Origin of the sequence: Pandoraea terrigena, assembly GCF_902459705.1 — a bacterium.
Classification (GTDB): domain Bacteria; phylum Pseudomonadota; class Gammaproteobacteria; order Burkholderiales; family Burkholderiaceae; genus Pandoraea; species Pandoraea terrigena.
Genome location: NZ_CABPRU010000004.1, coordinates 131244 through 148306, shown reverse-complemented (window position 1 = coordinate 148306; position 17063 = coordinate 131244). Strand labels below are relative to the sequence as shown.

Sequence of the window (17063 nt, the reverse complement as noted above, 5' to 3'; positions counted from 1 at the left end):
TATTGTCGCCACAAAAATAGTTGTTGGGCGAGAATTGTTGTGAGTGCAATAAATGCCGATGGATACCAGATTCGACCTGGCGAAAAGTGACCGGAATGTGCAGGAATGGGGTTTGCCGTTCACGATGGTCCTGGACTTCGAATGGGACAGCGCGGTGATCGAAGAGCATGTTCGAGTCGACGATGGCGAAAGACGCCGCCGGGCCTTTGGGTACACCGGTGGTCGGCTGTTCGCATTGGTCTTCGCGCCTCGCGCAGAAAAATACATGGCTTCAGCTTGCGCAAGGCGAATTCGCGAGAGGTGAAACGCTATGCCGAAACGTAAGCCGGGAACCGTCCTCCCTACACCGGCAGAGGACGCCAAGATCAAGAAGCAGATGGGCCAGGATTCGCAGAATCCGGCGTGGACGAAGCAGGAGTTCGCTAAGGCGCGACCTGCGAGTGGAGTGTTGTCGGGGATTGTTGGCGAGGAGGCTGCGGAGAAACTGCTCAAGCCTCGTGGTCGGCCCAAGGCCGATGTGACGAAGGAGCGAATCAACATTCGGCTGTCGCCGGAGGTTGTCGATTACTTCAAGGCGTCGGGCAGCGGTTGGCAAACGCGAATCGATGCGGCGTTGCGACAGTTCATCGCAGAGCACCCACATTTGGTGTGATGGAAGGTGCTGAGATATTCTCTCGCGACCGACGCGTCGATAAGTTCAAATAGTTCTTTCGAAATCGTTCTCATACTGGATGAATTGCCGGCCAAACCCTAGCTTGCGGGTAACACGGCGGTTCCCGGTATTGATGACAACTTTCGCGGGCAACTGCGTGGTGCTGCCAGCGTTATAGGCCGCGACCAATCTGCTCGGGTATGTCTTGACGCCGAGCCGCTTGAGCGCCTGGGGGGCCAGAACTGCCTATGCGCACGAGATCAATTTAGACAGGGAAATAGCATTATGAAAATGGACGCATTTGCCTTCGGTACGACCAACTGGGCGGAAGTTGAGGCGACGGAGCACAGCGGCGAGACCGGTGTAGCTTATTGGCGCACACGATTTTTTGGTGAAAAGCCGAATCAAATCCGAGTGCGAATGGTGGAATATTCCCCTGGCTATCTTGCGGACCATTGGTGTCAAAAAGGGCACATTCTTTTCTGCCTGGAAGGCGAGTTGGAAACGACCCTCGACGATGGACGGAAATTCGTTTTGACATCCGGCACGAGCTATCAAGTCGGAGATAACGCGGAGCCACATCAGTCCTATACGAAGACGGGTGCCAAGCTCTTCATCGTTGACTGAGCAATCGCAATTGAGATAGTCAAAGTACCGCTCTGGGTCGCAAACCGCCAGTGATTGTGCCAAGGTACGCTAATCATTCCCGCGTCCGGGCGCTATGTTCCTGGGCACAATTCCCAGCTTTTGCGGAGCAACCCCGCCCAAATTGCGGAGCACCGCCCACAAAAGTCAGTAGCGACTATCAGGGAAATCGAAGAAAACTGGCGGAGGCGGTGTCCGCCGATGACTCAAGTGTATCAATGGGTTTGCGTGTGATTGGTAGTTGAACCCACCAAAATACCCGCCATAAGCGCGACACCTCATGCGAGTCAGGGACGTGCTTGAGTGGCCTGCGCGTTAGCGTCGGAGTACTGCTGCCAAGTGCGTCGGAGTAAAAGTGGCCCACCCGGGCGAGGACGGGCATGAACAGCGGGTAAGTTCAATGAATACCAGCAGATGGCCTGATCCTCAAACGAGAGGCTGGGACTCAGGCTCTATTGACGCGCAATAAGCTGAGGAGAATCACGGTATGCATTACCCAATTGGCAAGGCCCATATTCAGCAATTCTGGGCGGACCAATCCGTGAGCCAACTCGTTACGGAGGTTGAGGCCTCTGGGGTCGTTGTACAGCGCGCGTAAGTGGAAGCGGATATCCCGAGGCACTTTCTCGAGGAAGATTGGGTGAGTCAGGATTGGCCCCAGGCCGATGGCCTTGAAACCGCCCACATCTTGGTCGGGCACCACCACCGCACCGCCTAATGCACTCAGCAGGGCTCGCAGAGCCCCTTCAATTTGCGGCACTAGGACATGGATTGCTTTGACGGAATCGCCGGCCAGCCAAGCGGCGACACCATCGCGCATTAAGGACATACGTTCCGGCGCAAAGCTGGGGCACTGTTGAATCAGCGCAGTGAGTCCGTCAGCATCTATGTCGTATTTCTGACGAACCCGATTGAGTACCAGGTGCAGCCAAGGCGCCTTCCAGCTGAACATCGTCGCCGCATGCTGGAGTGCGCGGCCGTCCAAATCATCCTCTATGGAACCGACTGTTGCTGTTGTAAAACCCTCTCCGTTGACGATCGTAGATGGCATCATGGACAGTAGCGGCGCCTCCGTGCACATATCGCGCAGGCTAGTCTTAGTCGCTTCCTCCTTGAGGATGAATTGCCCAGCGACGCGGGTCAGCGCATCGGCCATCGAACCCTTCAGGAACTGAGCCACAAATTGCTCTAATTCGGCTGGATCGATTTCCATGGAAGCCTCGACTGTTTTCATTTCGGCTTGTGCATCAGTTGCTCTCTGCCGGATCGTCTGCTCCACTCGGGCCGCATCCTCCATCATTCCCGCTTGACGGTATCGAGGAATCAGGTCCTCAAGCCATGAAATGGCCGTCATGCCACCTGCCAGCTTGGCTGCCTCCTCGAAAGCGAGTGCAGCCGTCCCAACAGCTCTGCGCGCTTCCGCGAGTTCATTCGACTGAGCCCGCCACCGTTGGAGACAATCCGCCGCCGACGTGGCACTGTGAGGATCAAAGTTCTTCGCGTCCGAACTGTCCGAACAGCTAGTCAGCACGCGCTCGAGCAAGTCTACGACCGTCAATCGTTCCTTGGCATCCAGTTCCAAGCCCTTGGCGTGAGTCCAGACCAGCTCATCGAACTTCCACCATGTCCACTGGGGCGTGCTGGCATCAAGGCGCCTATAGAGATCGAACAAGGCCTCCTTGATTTGCCCGATGCGCGTCGTGTCCCTGAGGCGGAGAGCTAGTTCCAGGGCCCGGCCCAGATAAGTCCAGGCCCGGTACTCGTCCTTAAATAGGTTGCTTTCTACCACTTCAAGGTAGGAGTCAACAGCCGTATGGCAGAGGGTAACCGGAATAGCGGGGCCCGGCTCGACGCCTTCCCGCTTCGCCTGTACCCGCAGAAAGCGCCCGATTTCCCAGACCAGATCGGCGTATCTCGCCTTGAGTACGGGGTGCTTGACCTGCTGGGATCTCGCTGTCCAGTAGGATAGTATTTCCTCGTCAATCTCCGCCACGTCCGGCGAGAGAAATTCAGTACCGTCCTGCAAGACCGCGCTTGTCAACTCGCGCCAGTAGATTCCCCAACGTCCCGACGACGCTCCGTGTCGGGAACTAAATCGAAAAGCTGATAGCTCTGCATTGGCGCCTTTGCGCTCGGCGGCGGTCAGCGATTCCGGGGCTGGCAGTGCAGCGAGCAACTCTCCCGATAGTTCGATTTCTCCGATGGACTCCAGCGCGGTATCGTAGGCTGCCAGGCGATCTATCACCGGTTGCGGAATCGTCAACGCCATTTAATTTATCCCCTAAATGGAACACTTCCTGCCAGCTGTAGGTATGTTGGCCGGGACCACAGTGTAGTACCTCTGCTGAGTAAACTCTCTTGGCTTGAAATCGCCGGGGGCAGGGTTCGGCGGGGGCCAAATCTCTCTACTTTGATCGTCGGTGGCCGCCGCCCCGCACAATTGGCCCAACATGGGGGGCTCGGTATCGTAAGGCGGTTGCAACGGGGTTGCGATCTGAAGTCTCACTGTTGGCACGCACGAAGGCACGGTTTCATGCTGCCCTTCGCGACTGGTCCAGCGCCAGTCGTTCCGGTCGCGACGCCTCGGGCCGCGGGACGTTTAAACCATCTCGTTACTGGAGCGATCAGGGCCTTTTGCCTTCTACGAGTCGTCACCAATATCCTGCATCCATCGGCGCTCCCGCATTGTTCTCTCGCGACAATGCCGGCGTGGATTTCCGCACATCCAACAGCTACAAGGCGTGGGCGTATGAAACACCCGCCCGAGTTCCTTTGAATTGAGTTCTCGCCCCCACAAGCGGCGGCACAAACGCCTACGTAGATTCTTCAGCCGTGCAGCGTGCGCACGTCGCTCCGCTCTTTGAGTCATCACACATCCTGATTTTAAGTCCCGAATGTGCAAAAGCCCGCTCGGTGGCGGGCTACGCGAAAAATTTGTGTCGTTACGGTACTCCCGCGCATTTAAGGCGTCAACTGGCACCGCACCAACAGCGCCGAATCAACGGATCCGTTGTCGCGGGCTTGCATGAATCGAAAGCGCCATTATCTGACTAACGACGCTGCCCGCGCGTCAAAGTGGTCGCACAACGCTTTGGGACACAACGCCGGACATCAATTGGTCCGTTTGACACGATTCATTCTCCGGAATCCCAGATTCAGTGGCGCGATTCACACATAGGTTCAGTGTCACGCCATGCGCGAACTCAATTTTCCGCATCTCGCCGAAGGAGATAGTTGCCGTTTTTGCGAAATTTTGATGCTGATGCAACGTTGATGCACCCGCTGGAGCAGACGCTATCGCCTTCATGTTTGGGCTTTCCATCTCTTGGTGGTCAGCAACGTCGAAGGATGCTGCGACCGCTAATGTAACGGAGGTGTCCGTTGCGCCCACTACCGCGACGCTGCTGGTCAGCTTCCCGATTCCAATGGAACAAGCATCCGGCGAACTACATTGCCTCAGCGTCATGAATGGAAACGTCTCCGTGCGCGTTCCGCTTATTGGAAGATCTACCGTACTTGCCGAGCCAAGGCGACCTCTGCTTCTCGCCAATTGATTAGGAGCACTGCCGAATGTCGTGAGCGATACCTCGGATCTATGAATGCTAGTTATGGTGGAGCATGCTCCAAGTGACAGAGCAAGAAATGCAACACAACTGGCAGGAACCTTGAGGGGGAAAGTCATAGGGCGCTCACGCTAGGAGTATGCCTACATAACGGCGGTCGTAGCCTGATCTTTAAACGGTCTCCAATCGTGATGCCGGCCGCCAAGCGCAGGTCGCAGAATTACCTGCATCCCTTACGGGCACGCGAAATCCGCTTGCGGGTCGCCAAGGTCGGTCACTTGCTTGTGGACGTAAGCAGAGAGGGCCGTCGTGACTTTGTCTGCGTCGATGCCCAGGTCCGCGGCGAGCATGGGACCAATCCGAGTGGGCCAGTTCAGCCAAGCATCGCGGGCGGCCCGGAACTCCTCGAAAAGGATCGTGCTCGCGGTTTCCAGATCGATAAGGGCGCCAGACTTCTGCTCGAACTCGAGTCGATTGAGGAGTACCAGATACACCTCCTTCAGGCGCCGCACTTCGTCAAACGACATACCCATGTCGATGTCGCCGACCAGGCGCTGGGCGGCGTCTTCAATGGTTTCCCCAGGCAGGATGGTGACCTCTTCAGCGCTCGTCTCCGAGCATCGCCCTGGAATCGCTTTTGGGCTGGATTTGTTACCCTGACTGTTACCTGAGTCTGCGAGGGTAACAGTGGGGGTAACAGCCGAGGAGGAGCTTGGAGCCCCTCCTTTGCGGTGCCGATCCATAAGCGAAAGCGACGCCTCGACATCGACTCGGTCGCCTTGCATGACAAGCCTTCCAGCCTTTTTCCATTCGCTAACCGTCTTGCGAGATACGTTGCAACGCCGCGCGAAATCTGCCTGCGATTCAACTGTCATAGATTTCTCCTATCGGTCAATTTTGTTACCTTGTTACCCAAATTTCGAAACTTCATAGCTGGGCGGAATTCGCGAGTCTTCGCTCCCGCCCGTTAGGAAATCCCTTCGGAGGACCCGCGCTCATTTTTTGAGCAAACCGCAGTGCCGGAAGGCCCAATTTCACGGCCACCTGCAGCCTCCTGACGCCCGCGGAGCGTCCAAACACACGATGACCATTGGTAATCACGATCGCCTGTCATAGCGGGCCTTACGCGGCTTCGTTCGCCATTGGCGCGCCACTGGTCGGCGGGTGTAATCCAAAGCCGATCTTCTCTGCGATATGACGTTGACCTTGTGCCACGGTGTCCATGTTGACCTCGAGGTAGGCGGCCGTCGTCGTGAGGTTCTTGTGACGCAATGCACGCTGGATGGATTGGACTGGCACGCCGGACTCGCTGAGCAGCGTGGCGAAGGTGCCGCGAAGTCGATGCGCGGTGATGTGGGGTGCGCCTACGGCCTGGTTGGCAGCGAGCATTGCCGTGCGGGTAAAACCAGCCGCGTATGGCTTGCCGTTGGGCTTCACGAGGATCTGCCCAGCCGGAAGGCGCTTCGGCATGAGGTAATCGAGTAGCCAACCTGGAACGGGGATTGGATCAGCCTCTCTGCCCTTGGTGCGCCCCGGCGTGTAGATCCGGCGCTCAACATCCAACCATTCCCACCTGGCCGAGATCGTCTCGGACTCACGCAGCCCGAGCCCGAGCATGAGACGCACCGCCGTGCGCACGGCGTCCCTTTCCCCTTCGCGCTCGTCGATCGCGGCCAGCCAGTCTTGCGCGAGCTTCACCGGCAGGATCGCGCGGGGCTTTTTCTGCACCTTCAGGCCGCGGAGGTGAAAGGGCATCGCAGGCAGGATCCCGCGGCGCACGGCCCAGTTGCACAACAGCCTCATCACCTTCAGCCACTGATTGGCCGAGACGGGGGCATGCGTCTCGAGGTGCCTGACGCGGGCGAGCTCCACGCGATCGGTCGACAGCTCGTCGATCAGAGCATCGCCGATCTCGTACAGGTGAAGCCGCCCGAACGTCTCGACTACCTTGACGTGAGCCTTGCTGGCGGTCGGGGCATGGATCGTGATCCACTGTTCGACCAACTGGCGCAGGGTGGGTATAGCCTTGCCGTTGCGCGCCCATAGTTTTGCGTGTCGAAAGGCCCGCTCAGCGACCTGCGCGGCGCGTTGGCGATCTGTTTCGCGAGTCGAGCGTTGCACGCGGGCGCCCTCGAGCTGAAATCGGTAGTGCCATACGTGGCCAACTCGAAACAGATTCACTCTAATGCCGTCGCGCCTCATGCGATTCTCCGCGTCATTTTGCGAGCGCCTTGAAGGTTGTCGGCATGAACAAAGGGTGTCGCGGGGCGACCTGCCGCACGAGCTGCTGCTCGCGCGTAGGATCTCGGTAAATTCGGTTTGCCAGCACGAGCGATGGCAGATTCGCATTGAAACTGAACGTCGAGATTGCCGCCGTGTCCGCGCCGCGCGTCGCCAGATCGGCGACAACAGCTTGCCGCAGTCTGCGAAGCGCCTGATATGCGTTGTCGTCTCCGGCATCACCCGCGATGTCGGATTCGGCATCGATCAGCCCAACTGCCGAAGCCAGAACCGAATCTGCGTCCTGCTGCGACGATGGCTGATAGGTCGTCAATGTCACCGCGAGTTGCGCAAGCGCATACCGGCGCACCATCGCGGCCAGCGCCGTTTGCATCGTGGACATCGCTGTTCCGATAGACCCCGTCTGTGCCACGGGAGTCGGCGAATACTGCGTGAGGCCGCTGACCAGTCGGACAGCATCCGACGGCGCCGTTGCCGAAGCCGCGATGGCCGCTACAAATGCCTGCGCCGCCGCGCCGAGCGTGGCGGAATCCGATGGGTTAGCCGCTGCAGTTTGGAACGCGGCGCCTGCCGTCAGGACGGACGCCCGCGCTGCCGACGCAGCGGCAAGCAGACCGGATGCCGTCTGAGTAGATGGAGCCTGCCGATTACTTCCTGAGATGCCGCTATTGCCACCACCGACCAGGTTTCCGAAGTTCCCTGCCAGCGTTGATATAGCGCCCATGAGGCGCTTCACGTCGTTGACCGCTGTCACGCCAATCTGATACCACCCGACAGCGGTGGAGACGGCTTGCTGAACCACTGCGGCACCGGCCGAAATCGACGAAGCGGTCGTTTTAACGAAGTCCGCAAGAGCCGCTATCCCCGTCGCCGCCGCTTGCTGCTCATTGTTGCTTTCCGTCGATGACGTCGCGGTGGGGAAGAGCTGCTGGCCTGAAACGATCAAGCTGAGGCGAAATTCGAAAACGCGACCAAGATCCCTGCGTTCGGTAATATCCACACTGAGACAGACAACGTTTTTGATCGTACCTAGCGTCGGATGTTCCAGAATGGTTGCGCCGGGATCCTCGCAGACTGCCAGCAAATCATTGCGCTGTGAGACGACGCTTCCAACCGGCGCGCCGCCGACGGTTTTTAACAAAATGTCGTCTTCTACGAGGAACCCTATCACTTCAAACTGACGCGACTTCTTGCCGAGATCCTCGACCCACGCGTCGTCCCGGAACGGATACGTGTGAATCGATGTTTTCCTGCCAGCGGACATGCGTACCGATTCGACACCAAAGGGCACGCCGCCGAAGCGTGCCGGTCTTAGCGCATCCTCCCAGCGTGTGCCGCCGCCCTGAATCGATCCGGTGAGATTTCCGACGGCTGCTGCTACGCCGCCGATGCTGCCGGCTACGCTCAGTGCGTTAGACGTTGTTCCCGATGCCATATATCACCTATAGCGTGCGTTAAATATAAGATTGCCGTCCGGCACAAGCGCCGGCGGCAGTTGCATTGAGTTCCAGGACATGAACCAATTTCCACCATCGGTCGACAGAGCTGGTTGAGAGTTGCTACCACGACGTACTCCTCTGCGTAATATCTGCCGCCCGCCGCGATTTGGACCCGGTTGACGAATGCCGGGCGAGGCCTCACCGCTTCCATGTGCTGCGACAGCGCCGGTGTTTTTCTCTGTAAGCGCCCACCGCCGGCTGGGGCGCTCCGCTCGCCGTTCAAAAGCGGTACCGGTGGAGTGCTAGCGCGCAGCCCCGTATCGACGGCCACGCACCTGTGCCGCCGGCGCATGCTTGCTCATCGCGGCGCTCCAACTGCGCTCCAATGCTGGAGCCGTGGCCGCTTGCTGGATGCCGTCGATTTCCGAAGGGCTCAGGTTTGCGAGGTACGCAAATCGAGAGTCTTTCTCGGGAAGTGAGGATTTTTTGATGGTCATCGTTTCACCTATCGTTCAAGTGCTGCAGTTGGATTGCTCAGTGCTCTCGTGACTCGGCGGCCTGCATGATGGCGCGCCCCATATCCATTTCCGCGGCGGCTGCTTGTTGAGTCCGAATACCGCTTTGGTCGCCCTTGATCTGATACGCCTCGGCGGTCTTGTAGCCCTTGAATGTGGGTTCCGGATGATTGACGGGAATCGGCGGCGCCGGTTCGCCGATCGGGCTGCCAAGGCCACGAGCCGGACCTTGATTCGAGCCGCGGAACTGATACGGCTGCGGGCGCTTTGCGATGGGTACGTAGGGGCGGTGAGCGCGGCAAACGTGCAGTGCATCGGTGATTGGTTTGAGTGCTTCGGCGATTTCGACCGCGGCGCGCTCGGTATCGGAGTTCTTCTCCGCCAGCAAATTCGGCGCAGTGTTGTAGTGAGTTGCGCCATTGTCGACGCGCATGCACGACTCGATGTCGGGCACGTAGGCGTCAAGCAAGAAATCACTTGTGCGCGGCATTGGCACGAGTGCTTGCAAGGTACGCACCTTTGCATACGTTCGGCGAAGCGCCGCCACGTCTCGCCGGATATCCTCTGCGAGCGCCGCTTGGATCTCCTCAGAGGCTATCGTGGCCTCCAGCTTGACGAAACCGATGGCGACGGTGATTTTTTCGTCAATCTCAGGCGCGCGGGCTTCGATTGCCGCCAGCTGTGTCTGGAGTCGCCGAATCCTCAATTCACACTCGACTTGCTGCGTCTCCAGGTCGTCTCGTTGCTTTGTGATTTTGGGGATCGACTTCTCCGGAGCGGTGAGCAGTTCCATTTCGGCATCCAGGATCTGTCCGCCGATAGCCTCAAGCTGGCGCTTTGCCGCATCGATTTGAGCCGGGATGGAATCGGCGTGCTGCTCAAGTGCCTTTCGCTGGGAGAGCAGGCCCTCGATCTCTTGCAACGCTTCGAGATCCGAGAATCGGCTTTTTACCTCGGTTGCCTTTGGGGGGTGTTTCACTTGGGGTCTCCATGTGTCCTAACGATGGAGGCCAGTGTGACTACGGTGGATTTAACGAAGCAACCGCAGCGGCGGCCGTACCAGCCGCACGGACCAGAGGGCAAGGTGTTCGACAGTCTCATACCCCAACTTGCTTCCCGCCGACGACGCGCTAGAATTGGCGTCAACATAAATCGTGTCCGGGGATGTTATGGGGACGTTCGTTCTTGCGACTTTCAGAGCCGTTGGCTTCGCTTTCAATCTCATCGTCGCGGCTCTCGCCTGGCTGATCGGATCAGTGATGCTGTTTGGCATTATCGCGGTCCTTCCGGGAGACCTTTTGGGAATTGAGAACCCGCGGGGGCTCTCTCTCGCGATTTTCGGAGTTATTCTCATCGCCACCTTCCCTATCGGGCTGCTGGTCGCAACGAATATCACCAAGTCAGCCGCAGCATATCGACGCGACCCGGTTACGAATGGCCTGTTGGCGGTCGAGCGCTCTAGTCCGCTGTCGCCACTTTGTGACGCGACCTGGCGTTTCTATGCGCGAATTGCTAGACCATTCGTCCGGCCTGTGCGAGCGCTGTACTTAATTGTGACGGGCGTTGTGATCGGCGGCGGAAAATTAATTCTCGCGCTCCTCGGCATTGCGCTCGGCATCTTCCTTCTCATCAAATTCACGAGTGCCTTGGCATCAGCCCCGGTGTGGGCGTTGGCGCTATTCGCGTTGTGGTATTTCCTCAAGGACAAGTAAGCTGGCCATTGGGAGGAGTAATCAACGGTGTCTGCTGTCAACCGATAGCACCGCCTCCTTTGGGATTGCGGTCAGTCGTTAGTAAACATCGGAGACACTACGGATGCTAGTTGCTCGGCGTGCTTCGCTCCATATCTCCGGGGCAGCGCACGCTTTATGTACTGTCTGCCCTAGCTATTGGGAGCCGGAGATGAGCTACGATGAGTACGACGCTGCACGAGACGAGTTCTACGACGAAGTACGGCGAGAGGCGATCAACGACTTCACTTCCGAGCGGCTACAGTCCTACTACGACAAACATCCGGACGTAATGCGGCCGGCAGTACTTGCTATCAGTGAGGGAGGCTGGCAGCAGAAAGAAGCGCATTTCGAGGCTGCGATCGTATTTTTCACGTCAGCAGTGGAGATGCTTCTTAAGGCAACGCTACTTCGTCCAGTTATCTACGGCTTGGTGCACAGCGAGGCACTGGCGGAAGCGATCGTCCAAAGAGCAATGAGCGACTTGAGCCTTGACAGATATACGGACTTGCTAGCGGAACTGTTTTTCGTCTTGGCCAAGGTCGATGTGAAGGCAGTCCGGCGAGACACTTCATCCCCGAAGACGTTGCTCAATGACTGCAAGGATCTTCAAATCATTCGGAACGGAATCGTTCATCGTGGGGAAAAGGTCAGCGCCGAGCAAGCTGAGTTCGCACGCGAGGTCACGGAGGCGGTCTTTGAACGCATCGTGATTCGGATGCTTCAGGCGCTTAACCTTACAGTCATTGAACATGGGCAGATCACGCAGTCGCCCTATCAAGCCGAAAAAATTCTTCAACTCTCCACTGACCAAAGCAACGAATAGACTGCGGGCCTGACCTAGGAGCCGGCGGCCAGCAAAACGCCTGCCTCACCGCTGGTCGATCTATACGGTTCGGATTTTAGCCAGGATGGGTAAGGCCACGAGATCCACAACCCGCATCGAACACGAGGGCGCTTTGGACGTTTGCTGTCGATTGTGTGCGCTAGGGTATCCGGAATAGCCGGATACCGTCAGCGGGTGGGGCTGTTGCTCATACGCATCGGCAAACTTACGGATGCCAGGTGCTCGCCGGACTCGCCCGCCCCGTCCCGCACAACCCATCCAAGAGGTGGAGCTTCTCAAGGAAGTGAACTCTCACAGCTTCGCGGGCCTTATCGCGAGTCATGTGCTCGTGCTCAATCAAGAACTTCGCGACTCCGACAGGGTTCCACCGGGCCGTGCGGCAGCCTTCCGGAAAGCATCTGAATTTAATAAGCGACGGGCGCCCCCGCTTTTCCCCGAGAATTCGCTTCAGCCAGTGCTCGTCCTTACCTTCGGACAGGTATGGCCCAAACGCCTCCGCCACGTCCCTACTCGTCGGAAGCTGATCCTCGGCGGCCGCCGCAGGCGGCTGTTCCTCGATGCCACTGGCCACCTGGACGCCGCACCCGATCTGGTCAAGCAAGGCGTTCAGCTCCTGCACCCCTATCAGGCAATCGCTGAACGCCAAGATGCTGCCGAGGCGTTCGGGGTCAATTCTCAGCCGGGTGTCGGGATACCTTCCGGTGAGCTCCCCGGAACACAGCGCGTCATAGAGGACGCATCGATAGACCGTGTCCACCTGACTTCGCAGTTGCTCATCCTGAGGGTGAAGCGCCGCCGCGATCGCCGATGCGGCTTCAACGTTCGTGAGGAAATGCGCGTAGTTATCGTTAGTCTTCATGCTTGTTCTCTGGCGATATCGTGACGGATGGGATCGACGGTGGACGTTCGTCGGTCATCGGCGATGCTCCATGCTGGTGGCGCGAGCAACAATCGCAGCCTGCACCTCCGAGCGGAACCAGTGCAGGTCGGGCAAAAGTGTGGAAACAGGCTGACGCTCCACCTGGAACAAAACTCGCTCCAGCAGTTCATCTGACCAGTCGGCCAGAGCGGCGAACTCCGCTATGGCCGTATCCAGTTCCTTTTGCCATTGCCGAACCTGCTCGGCCGTGGCTGGTGGCAGCCACGGCTCGTAGGGGCCGTCTTCGACGGGCAGAACATGCGGCTCGCGGCGCTTCGATTTCCTATCTATGGGAAGGAGTTCTTTGCTCATGGACGGCCTCCCGGACATTCCCCAGCATTGTTTTTCTGGTGTAACAGGTGTAGCAGGTGTAACGCAGACACCAAACCCAAGCCAGACAAGGCTTTCGCCGTTACACCCACCCGTTACACCCAAAATAATCGAGGAACATGGTGTAACGCCCCCTGCTCGAAGTGCCTGCCTTGTGTAACGGTGTAACGGATACATGCACATGGTGTTACGCGGGAAGCCTTGTGCGGCGGGGTTTTCGTCTCGCGTTACACCCGCTACACCTGTTACACCACGTTTTCTAATGATCCGAACCATGATGTTCATTGCGCATCCCACACGACTGAAGAGAAGACGTAGAGGCGCGTGGCTCCCTTGCCAGGCAATCGCTCGACGCGTTGGAACTTCCCGTCTGGCGATGGCCTGATCCACCCGGCGTCCACCAATGCTTTCGCGGCGCTCTTCGGTTCAAACCCGGCGCAGATCTCACGCTTGAACACCTCGGGAAGCACGAGATATTCGACGCCGTTCTCCCCATTGCGGCGGAAGCCGGCTCGGTTGATTGTCGGGCGGTCGGACATGTCGTTCAGATCGGTAAACCGCGACTCCTCGTGGGCCTCGAAAAATGCCTTTACGTGCGAGAGAATCGACGTCTTCTCGTGATTTCCAGCGCCGCCGCGGTTCTCGAGCCAGGCAGCAAAGCATGTTGCTGCTGCCTGCAGTGCCTCGCCGTCGGCCCACCCCGTGATGCCCGAGCTCGTCGCGTACTCGCCGGCAAGGCCAATGAGGGCGAAGCGCTGGCAAACGCGGTGTGCCTGGCCATTTGCATCGGCCGGCAAGTGAGCGGCCAGGAAATCGGCCGTCTGACTCTTGAGCCACTGCTCGATGACGGCCGGTTCCGCCGTCATCGACGACAGAAACTCGAGTGCCGGTGTGCCGAAGCATCGCGAACACGCGTCATTGATGGTCGACGACAGTTGCGCGCCGCCGCTCATGCCGTGAAGCGTCTCGAAAAGGCCATGCCCGGCGCCTGCATCCGCGGGAATCTCCACCAGGCGGACCTCTTGCCCAGCTTTGGCCCTTTTGCCGCCTGCCTGCATATGCTGGGCAAGCCCAATTTCGCCCGCTGACAGGAACAGCAGGCGCCATGTCTGCCTAGCTCGTGCCGCTCCAGTTCGGCCGGCGCGCGCTTTCCCGCTGCCGTTCGCGAGCATATATGCGATCTCGCCAGCCTCGCGGGGATCAACCTGGGCCAGCTCGTCGAGGACCAGCAACGTGTCGTTGTGAAGCGCCGCTAAGCCTTCCAGCCCGTTGGACGTTGCACGCCACCGCTGCATATACTCCGGGCCGCCAAAGACGCTGCACGCGGCGCGCAGGGCCGTCGTCTTGCCAGTCGAAGAGTCGCCCACGATATTCAATCCGCCTGATTCCTGCCCCGAGTAACTGAGCATCATCCCGGCAAATGCCGTGGAGACGGCCACCAGCATTCGAGAATTGCCGGAGCAGAGGCGGGCGACGTTCTGTTTCCAGTCGTCGAGCGTGCCGGCTTGCGAATACGTGCGCATTACCGCTTCCGCCTGAAAGATCACACGCTCTTTCGCTTCGCCGATGGTCCGATCGGGAAAGACGAATGCGCCACCGTGCCAGCCGGTCCGCGTGACGCAGCGCCCGCGAGCTTTCGGCTTTGCGGTCGTGACGTACTCCGTGAGCTTATTGCGCGCCTTTCCTCCTGGGGCGATATCGAGCCCCAGGCGTGCCAGCTCGCCACGCATGTCCGCACCGTCCGATCTGAGCATTTCCATTGGCATCGCCCACACGTGGGGATGGCCGTCGGCGTCATGCCATTCCAGTAAGCGCCCCCAGTTTTCAGAAGCGCGATCGCGAACCAGCGCGCGGACGTGAAGCGGTGAGCAGATCCAGTGAGGCGTACCATCGTCCTCCTCATAGAAGACGCCGCGCTCGGACACGGTGAAGCCGATCGGCACGCAACCATCTGCGTGACTGCCCGTCGACGGACTGGGAGTCAGCACCAGATGCGCATGGAGGATAGCTTGCTGAACCGCGGCGCCCCCTGCTGCGGCAGCCAGGTCATTGAAATCGCCGTGCCAACCTTCGCCATTCGAGGGAAGTGCAACAATTCCACCGACGGCCTCGGCAGCCGCTCGAGCGGCCTTCTCGCCAGTGCCGCACTCGTCGTTGTCTGCGAGCATGACGATGCCCACGTTGGGGTGCTGTGCGCGAAGATGCTCGGCAACGGCGCGCATGTTGCCAGCGTCGAACGCCACAGCCACGGCGATGCCGGCGTGCTCCTCGACGGACGCACACGTGGCAAATCCCTCGCCGATGGCGATCCGATCACCAACATCGCCAACCAGGTAGAAACCGCCCGATTTTCGTCCACCCCAAAGAAATCGCTTTTCGCCGTCGGATCGGATGAATTCGAGAGAGGCGAGCGCCCCGGCCGGAGCCCTGATCGGCACGATCAGGCAACCGTCGCAGGGCATATCAGCGATCACCTTCGGTCCCGAGTAAATCCGCACGCCATGCGCCTGGACGTTCTTGCGTGCCAGATATGGATGATCAACCGGCGCCGGCGCGGCGCCTTCCCATATTTCGGCAGCGACTCGTGCGGCTTCCATGTGTTGAGCCTCGAGTTTCGCTTTCGCAGAGGATTGCTCAGCCGCGCGCTGCTGTCCGGCTTCGGCGCGGCGACGGGCGCGGTCGGCAGCATTGATCGGCAAGACTTGAGCATTCTGTGTGAAACCGTTGGCTCGAGCCATATTGAAAACCGTGCGGATAGTAATGCCACTGCGCTTAAGCGAGCGCCACGTCGCCCTCGCGTCGCTTTCCTTGTACTTGTCCGATCCCTGCGACCAGTCGTCCCACATTGGAAAACCTCGGTCGCCAAGCTCGTCCTTGAGCCCCATGCCTACCCGCAACCAGTCGTCGCGGTCGTCGCATTCGATGAATTCGAGCGCGGCCCGGATCTCACCCTCTTGATCTGCGACGTAGCTCATAGGTCCTCCCGCTCTTCGGCGAAATAGCCAATGTTGTTTCGAAGATCGACGTCGAGCGCCCGTATGGTCATCTCCAAGGTGTGGTCGCGTGCGCTCGTCGCTAGCGCGAGCAGCACGACATCGTTGCGTGCCATCGCAAGCCCACAGATGAAATCGAGTATTTCGCGTAGGTCCGAAGCCTCAGAGTCCATGAAGCCGATGAGATTGATCACCTCACCAACGGACACGACAAGCGGGACCCGCGCCGGCGCCGCGGCGAACTGTTGTTCGAAATTGATGGGGGCGTTCATGCGTGCACACCTCCCTGTCGACGAATGGCGGGGTACCGTTTGGCGAAATAGTCTTTCGCCTGCATCCAGAGCCACAGCGGGACGATTTCCCATCCGGTTTCGCCAGGACTGGATCGCTCGGCGACCATCTGTCGGGCTTCTTCGATCGACACTGGCGGAAAATAGGCCGTGCCGGTCGGTGCGACGACAACGAAATCCCGAGGGGAGAGGACTTTGCGATAGCGCGTGTTACGCATGGCGCACCCCCTCGAACCATTCGCTTTCAGCTTCAAAGCGTTCGGAGTACGCCGTGGATAGATCCGCCCCGACCTGGGCCAATGCGGCGATGTCGACAGAAGCGCCGCCGGCCACAGCGTGCTCGATCGCTGCAAATAGTGCGCGCGCTTGCGTGAGGACGTCAGATGCGGTGCTCAGTTCGCGGGATGCGCGCTCCAGTGCTTGGGTTGGCTTATGCATGTCGCGCCTCCGCCATTGCCTTCGCGCGACTCTCAAATCGAGAGTCGACGTAGTTGCACCCGACTTCTTCAGCGTTGGAACTGATGGCGCCTTCGACTCTCTCGCTGATGCCCCAAATGGCCTCGAAAGCTCGAGCAAGGGTTTCCGGGCTGTTCTGCCCTGCCGGGGTTTCGAGTGCCATGAGCGCGAGTTTTGCGATGGCTCGGATTTCCTCAAAACCATCTTGTGCCAGTGCGTCGTTATCGATGATCGTGGTGCGCAGTTGCTCGATGGTGATCTCAGCCATGGCGGACCTCCGCTTGGGCGAAATGCGCGATCTGTCCGACGTACCAGGATGCAGTGCTTTGCCCCAGATCCGCGAGTGCATGGGAGTAGGTCCTTTCATCCAACTGCGCGCGAAGCGCGTCGAACAATGCTTCCAAGTGCTCCAAGTACGTCAGAGCGTTTTCGATTACTAGAGC

At 59.0% G+C, this 17063-nt stretch carries 19 protein-coding genes; 5 read left to right on the top strand and 14 right to left on the bottom strand.

The annotated features are described in order from the left end of the window. Positions 1 to 52: 52 nt before the first annotated feature. The 3 genes from PTE31013_RS10865 to PTE31013_RS10850 all read left to right on the top strand — a co-directional run bounded on the left by PTE31013_RS10865 (position 53) and on the right by PTE31013_RS10850 (position 1279). On the top strand, positions 53 to 304 hold the full coding sequence (locus PTE31013_RS10865) for a BrnT family toxin (RefSeq protein ID WP_246174275.1): 252 nt from the start codon (positions 53 to 55) through the stop codon (positions 302 to 304). A 6-nt stretch (positions 305 to 310) separates the two neighbouring features. After that, positions 311 to 652 carry a BrnA antitoxin family protein gene (locus PTE31013_RS10860; RefSeq protein ID WP_174978517.1) on the top strand — a complete coding sequence of 114 codons (342 nt, stop codon included), beginning with the start codon at positions 311 to 313 and terminating at the stop codon, positions 650 to 652. Between the two features lie 285 nt (positions 653 to 937). Further along, positions 938 to 1279, top strand: a complete 342-nt coding sequence (locus PTE31013_RS10850) for a DHCW motif cupin fold protein (protein WP_150612817.1) — start codon at positions 938 to 940, stop codon at positions 1277 to 1279. Positions 1280 to 1742: 463 nt separating this feature from the next. On the opposite strand, the gene PTE31013_RS10845 is transcribed toward PTE31013_RS10850, so the two are convergent. The 7 genes from PTE31013_RS10845 to PTE31013_RS10815 form a co-directional block, all read right to left on the bottom strand. Further along, positions 1743 to 3566: a DUF4209 domain-containing protein gene (locus PTE31013_RS10845; RefSeq protein ID WP_150612816.1), complete on the bottom strand. Its 1824-nt coding sequence runs from the start codon at positions 3564 to 3566 to the stop codon at positions 1743 to 1745. Positions 3567 to 4367: 801 nt separating this feature from the next. Next, positions 4368 to 4763, bottom strand: a complete 396-nt coding sequence (locus tag PTE31013_RS24795; protein ID WP_174978516.1) for a hypothetical protein — start codon at positions 4761 to 4763, stop codon at positions 4368 to 4370. A gap of 330 nt (positions 4764 to 5093) precedes the next feature. After that, positions 5094 to 5735 (bottom strand): hypothetical protein, encoded by a 642-nt coding sequence (locus PTE31013_RS10835; RefSeq protein ID WP_150612814.1) that lies wholly within the window; start codon positions 5733 to 5735, stop codon positions 5094 to 5096. A 247-nt stretch (positions 5736 to 5982) separates the two neighbouring features. Next, positions 5983 to 7062, bottom strand: a complete 1080-nt coding sequence (locus PTE31013_RS10830) for a tyrosine-type recombinase/integrase (RefSeq protein WP_246174274.1) — start codon at positions 7060 to 7062, stop codon at positions 5983 to 5985. Positions 7063 to 7075: 13 nt separating this feature from the next. Beyond that, positions 7076 to 8536, bottom strand: a complete 1461-nt coding sequence (locus tag PTE31013_RS10825; RefSeq protein ID WP_150612813.1) for a DNA circularization protein — start codon at positions 8534 to 8536, stop codon at positions 7076 to 7078. Positions 8537 to 8842: 306 nt separating this feature from the next. After that, complete coding sequence (locus PTE31013_RS10820; protein WP_150612812.1) at positions 8843 to 9037, bottom strand: hypothetical protein; 195 nt, start codon at positions 9035 to 9037, stop codon at positions 8843 to 8845. Positions 9038 to 9074: 37 nt separating this feature from the next. Next, positions 9075 to 10034, bottom strand: coding sequence for a hypothetical protein (locus PTE31013_RS10815; RefSeq protein WP_150612811.1), 960 nt, complete (start codon positions 10032 to 10034; stop codon positions 9075 to 9077). A gap of 190 nt (positions 10035 to 10224) precedes the next feature. On the opposite strand from PTE31013_RS10815, the gene PTE31013_RS10810 reads away from it, so the two are divergent. Both PTE31013_RS10810 and PTE31013_RS10805 read left to right on the top strand, forming a co-directional pair. Beyond that, complete coding sequence (locus PTE31013_RS10810; RefSeq protein WP_150612810.1) at positions 10225 to 10767, top strand: hypothetical protein; 543 nt, start codon at positions 10225 to 10227, stop codon at positions 10765 to 10767. 190 nt (positions 10768 to 10957) lie between these two features. Further along, a complete protein-coding gene (locus PTE31013_RS10805) occupies positions 10958 to 11611 on the top strand; it encodes a hypothetical protein (RefSeq protein ID WP_150612809.1) in 654 nt (217 codons plus the stop codon). Positions 11612 to 11837: 226 nt separating this feature from the next. Here PTE31013_RS10805 and PTE31013_RS10800 read toward each other — a convergent pair whose 3' ends face one another. From PTE31013_RS10800 to PTE31013_RS10770, 7 genes are all read right to left on the bottom strand, one after another. After that, entirely contained in the window at positions 11838 to 12491 is a 654-nt protein-coding gene (locus tag PTE31013_RS10800) for a hypothetical protein (protein WP_150612808.1), read from the bottom strand. Positions 12492 to 12545: 54 nt separating this feature from the next. Further along, positions 12546 to 12863, bottom strand: coding sequence for a hypothetical protein (locus tag PTE31013_RS10795; protein WP_150612807.1), 318 nt, complete (start codon positions 12861 to 12863; stop codon positions 12546 to 12548). Positions 12864 to 13162: 299 nt separating this feature from the next. Then, entirely contained in the window at positions 13163 to 15856 is a 2694-nt protein-coding gene (locus PTE31013_RS10790; protein WP_150612806.1) for a DUF927 domain-containing protein, read from the bottom strand. Beyond that, complete coding sequence (locus PTE31013_RS10785) at positions 15853 to 16146, bottom strand: hypothetical protein (protein ID WP_150612805.1); 294 nt, start codon at positions 16144 to 16146, stop codon at positions 15853 to 15855. Before PTE31013_RS10785 ends, PTE31013_RS10790 begins: the two co-directional genes overlap by 4 nt. After that, entirely contained in the window at positions 16143 to 16382 is a 240-nt protein-coding gene (locus tag PTE31013_RS10780) for a hypothetical protein (protein WP_150612804.1), read from the bottom strand. The genes PTE31013_RS10785 and PTE31013_RS10780 overlap by 4 nt, the downstream gene beginning before the upstream one ends. Next, on the bottom strand, positions 16375 to 16602 hold the full coding sequence (locus PTE31013_RS10775) for a hypothetical protein (protein ID WP_150612803.1): 228 nt from the start codon (positions 16600 to 16602) through the stop codon (positions 16375 to 16377). Before PTE31013_RS10775 ends, PTE31013_RS10780 begins: the two co-directional genes overlap by 8 nt. Further along, entirely contained in the window at positions 16595 to 16888 is a 294-nt protein-coding gene (locus tag PTE31013_RS10770) for a hypothetical protein (RefSeq protein ID WP_150612802.1), read from the bottom strand. The genes PTE31013_RS10775 and PTE31013_RS10770 overlap by 8 nt, the downstream gene beginning before the upstream one ends. Between the last annotated feature and the right edge of the window lie 175 nt (positions 16889 to 17063).

What these genes read in the sequence shown, in the direction of transcription:
- PTE31013_RS10865 (WP_246174275.1), top strand. Translation starts at nt 53, where the DNA reads ATGCCGATGGATACCAGATTCGACCTGGCGAAAAGTGACCGGAATGTG.
- PTE31013_RS10860 (WP_174978517.1), top strand. Translation starts at nt 311, where the DNA reads ATGCCGAAACGTAAGCCGGGAACCGTCCTCCCTACACCGGCAGAGGAC.
- PTE31013_RS10850 (WP_150612817.1), top strand. Translation starts at nt 938, where the DNA reads ATGAAAATGGACGCATTTGCCTTCGGTACGACCAACTGGGCGGAAGTT.
- PTE31013_RS10845 (WP_150612816.1), bottom strand. Translation starts at nt 3,566, where the DNA reads ATGGCGTTGACGATTCCGCAACCGGTGATAGATCGCCTGGCAGCCTAC.
- PTE31013_RS24795 (WP_174978516.1), bottom strand. Translation starts at nt 4,763, where the DNA reads ATGACGCTGAGGCAATGTAGTTCGCCGGATGCTTGTTCCATTGGAATC.
- PTE31013_RS10835 (WP_150612814.1), bottom strand. Translation starts at nt 5,735, where the DNA reads ATGACAGTTGAATCGCAGGCAGATTTCGCGCGGCGTTGCAACGTATCT.
- PTE31013_RS10830 (WP_246174274.1), bottom strand. Translation starts at nt 7,062, where the DNA reads ATGAGGCGCGACGGCATTAGAGTGAATCTGTTTCGAGTTGGCCACGTA.
- PTE31013_RS10825 (WP_150612813.1), bottom strand. Translation starts at nt 8,536, where the DNA reads ATGGCATCGGGAACAACGTCTAACGCACTGAGCGTAGCCGGCAGCATC.
- PTE31013_RS10820 (WP_150612812.1), bottom strand. Translation starts at nt 9,037, where the DNA reads ATGACCATCAAAAAATCCTCACTTCCCGAGAAAGACTCTCGATTTGCG.
- PTE31013_RS10810 (WP_150612810.1), top strand. Translation starts at nt 10,225, where the DNA reads ATGGGGACGTTCGTTCTTGCGACTTTCAGAGCCGTTGGCTTCGCTTTC.
- PTE31013_RS10805 (WP_150612809.1), top strand. Translation starts at nt 10,958, where the DNA reads ATGAGCTACGATGAGTACGACGCTGCACGAGACGAGTTCTACGACGAA.
- PTE31013_RS10800 (WP_150612808.1), bottom strand. Translation starts at nt 12,491, where the DNA reads ATGAAGACTAACGATAACTACGCGCATTTCCTCACGAACGTTGAAGCC.
- PTE31013_RS10795 (WP_150612807.1), bottom strand. Translation starts at nt 12,863, where the DNA reads ATGAGCAAAGAACTCCTTCCCATAGATAGGAAATCGAAGCGCCGCGAG.
- PTE31013_RS10790 (WP_150612806.1), bottom strand. Translation starts at nt 15,856, where the DNA reads ATGAGCTACGTCGCAGATCAAGAGGGTGAGATCCGGGCCGCGCTCGAA.
- PTE31013_RS10785 (WP_150612805.1), bottom strand. Translation starts at nt 16,146, where the DNA reads ATGAACGCCCCCATCAATTTCGAACAACAGTTCGCCGCGGCGCCGGCG.
- PTE31013_RS10780 (WP_150612804.1), bottom strand. Translation starts at nt 16,382, where the DNA reads ATGCGTAACACGCGCTATCGCAAAGTCCTCTCCCCTCGGGATTTCGTT.
- PTE31013_RS10775 (WP_150612803.1), bottom strand. Translation starts at nt 16,602, where the DNA reads ATGCATAAGCCAACCCAAGCACTGGAGCGCGCATCCCGCGAACTGAGC.
- PTE31013_RS10770 (WP_150612802.1), bottom strand. Translation starts at nt 16,888, where the DNA reads ATGGCTGAGATCACCATCGAGCAACTGCGCACCACGATCATCGATAAC.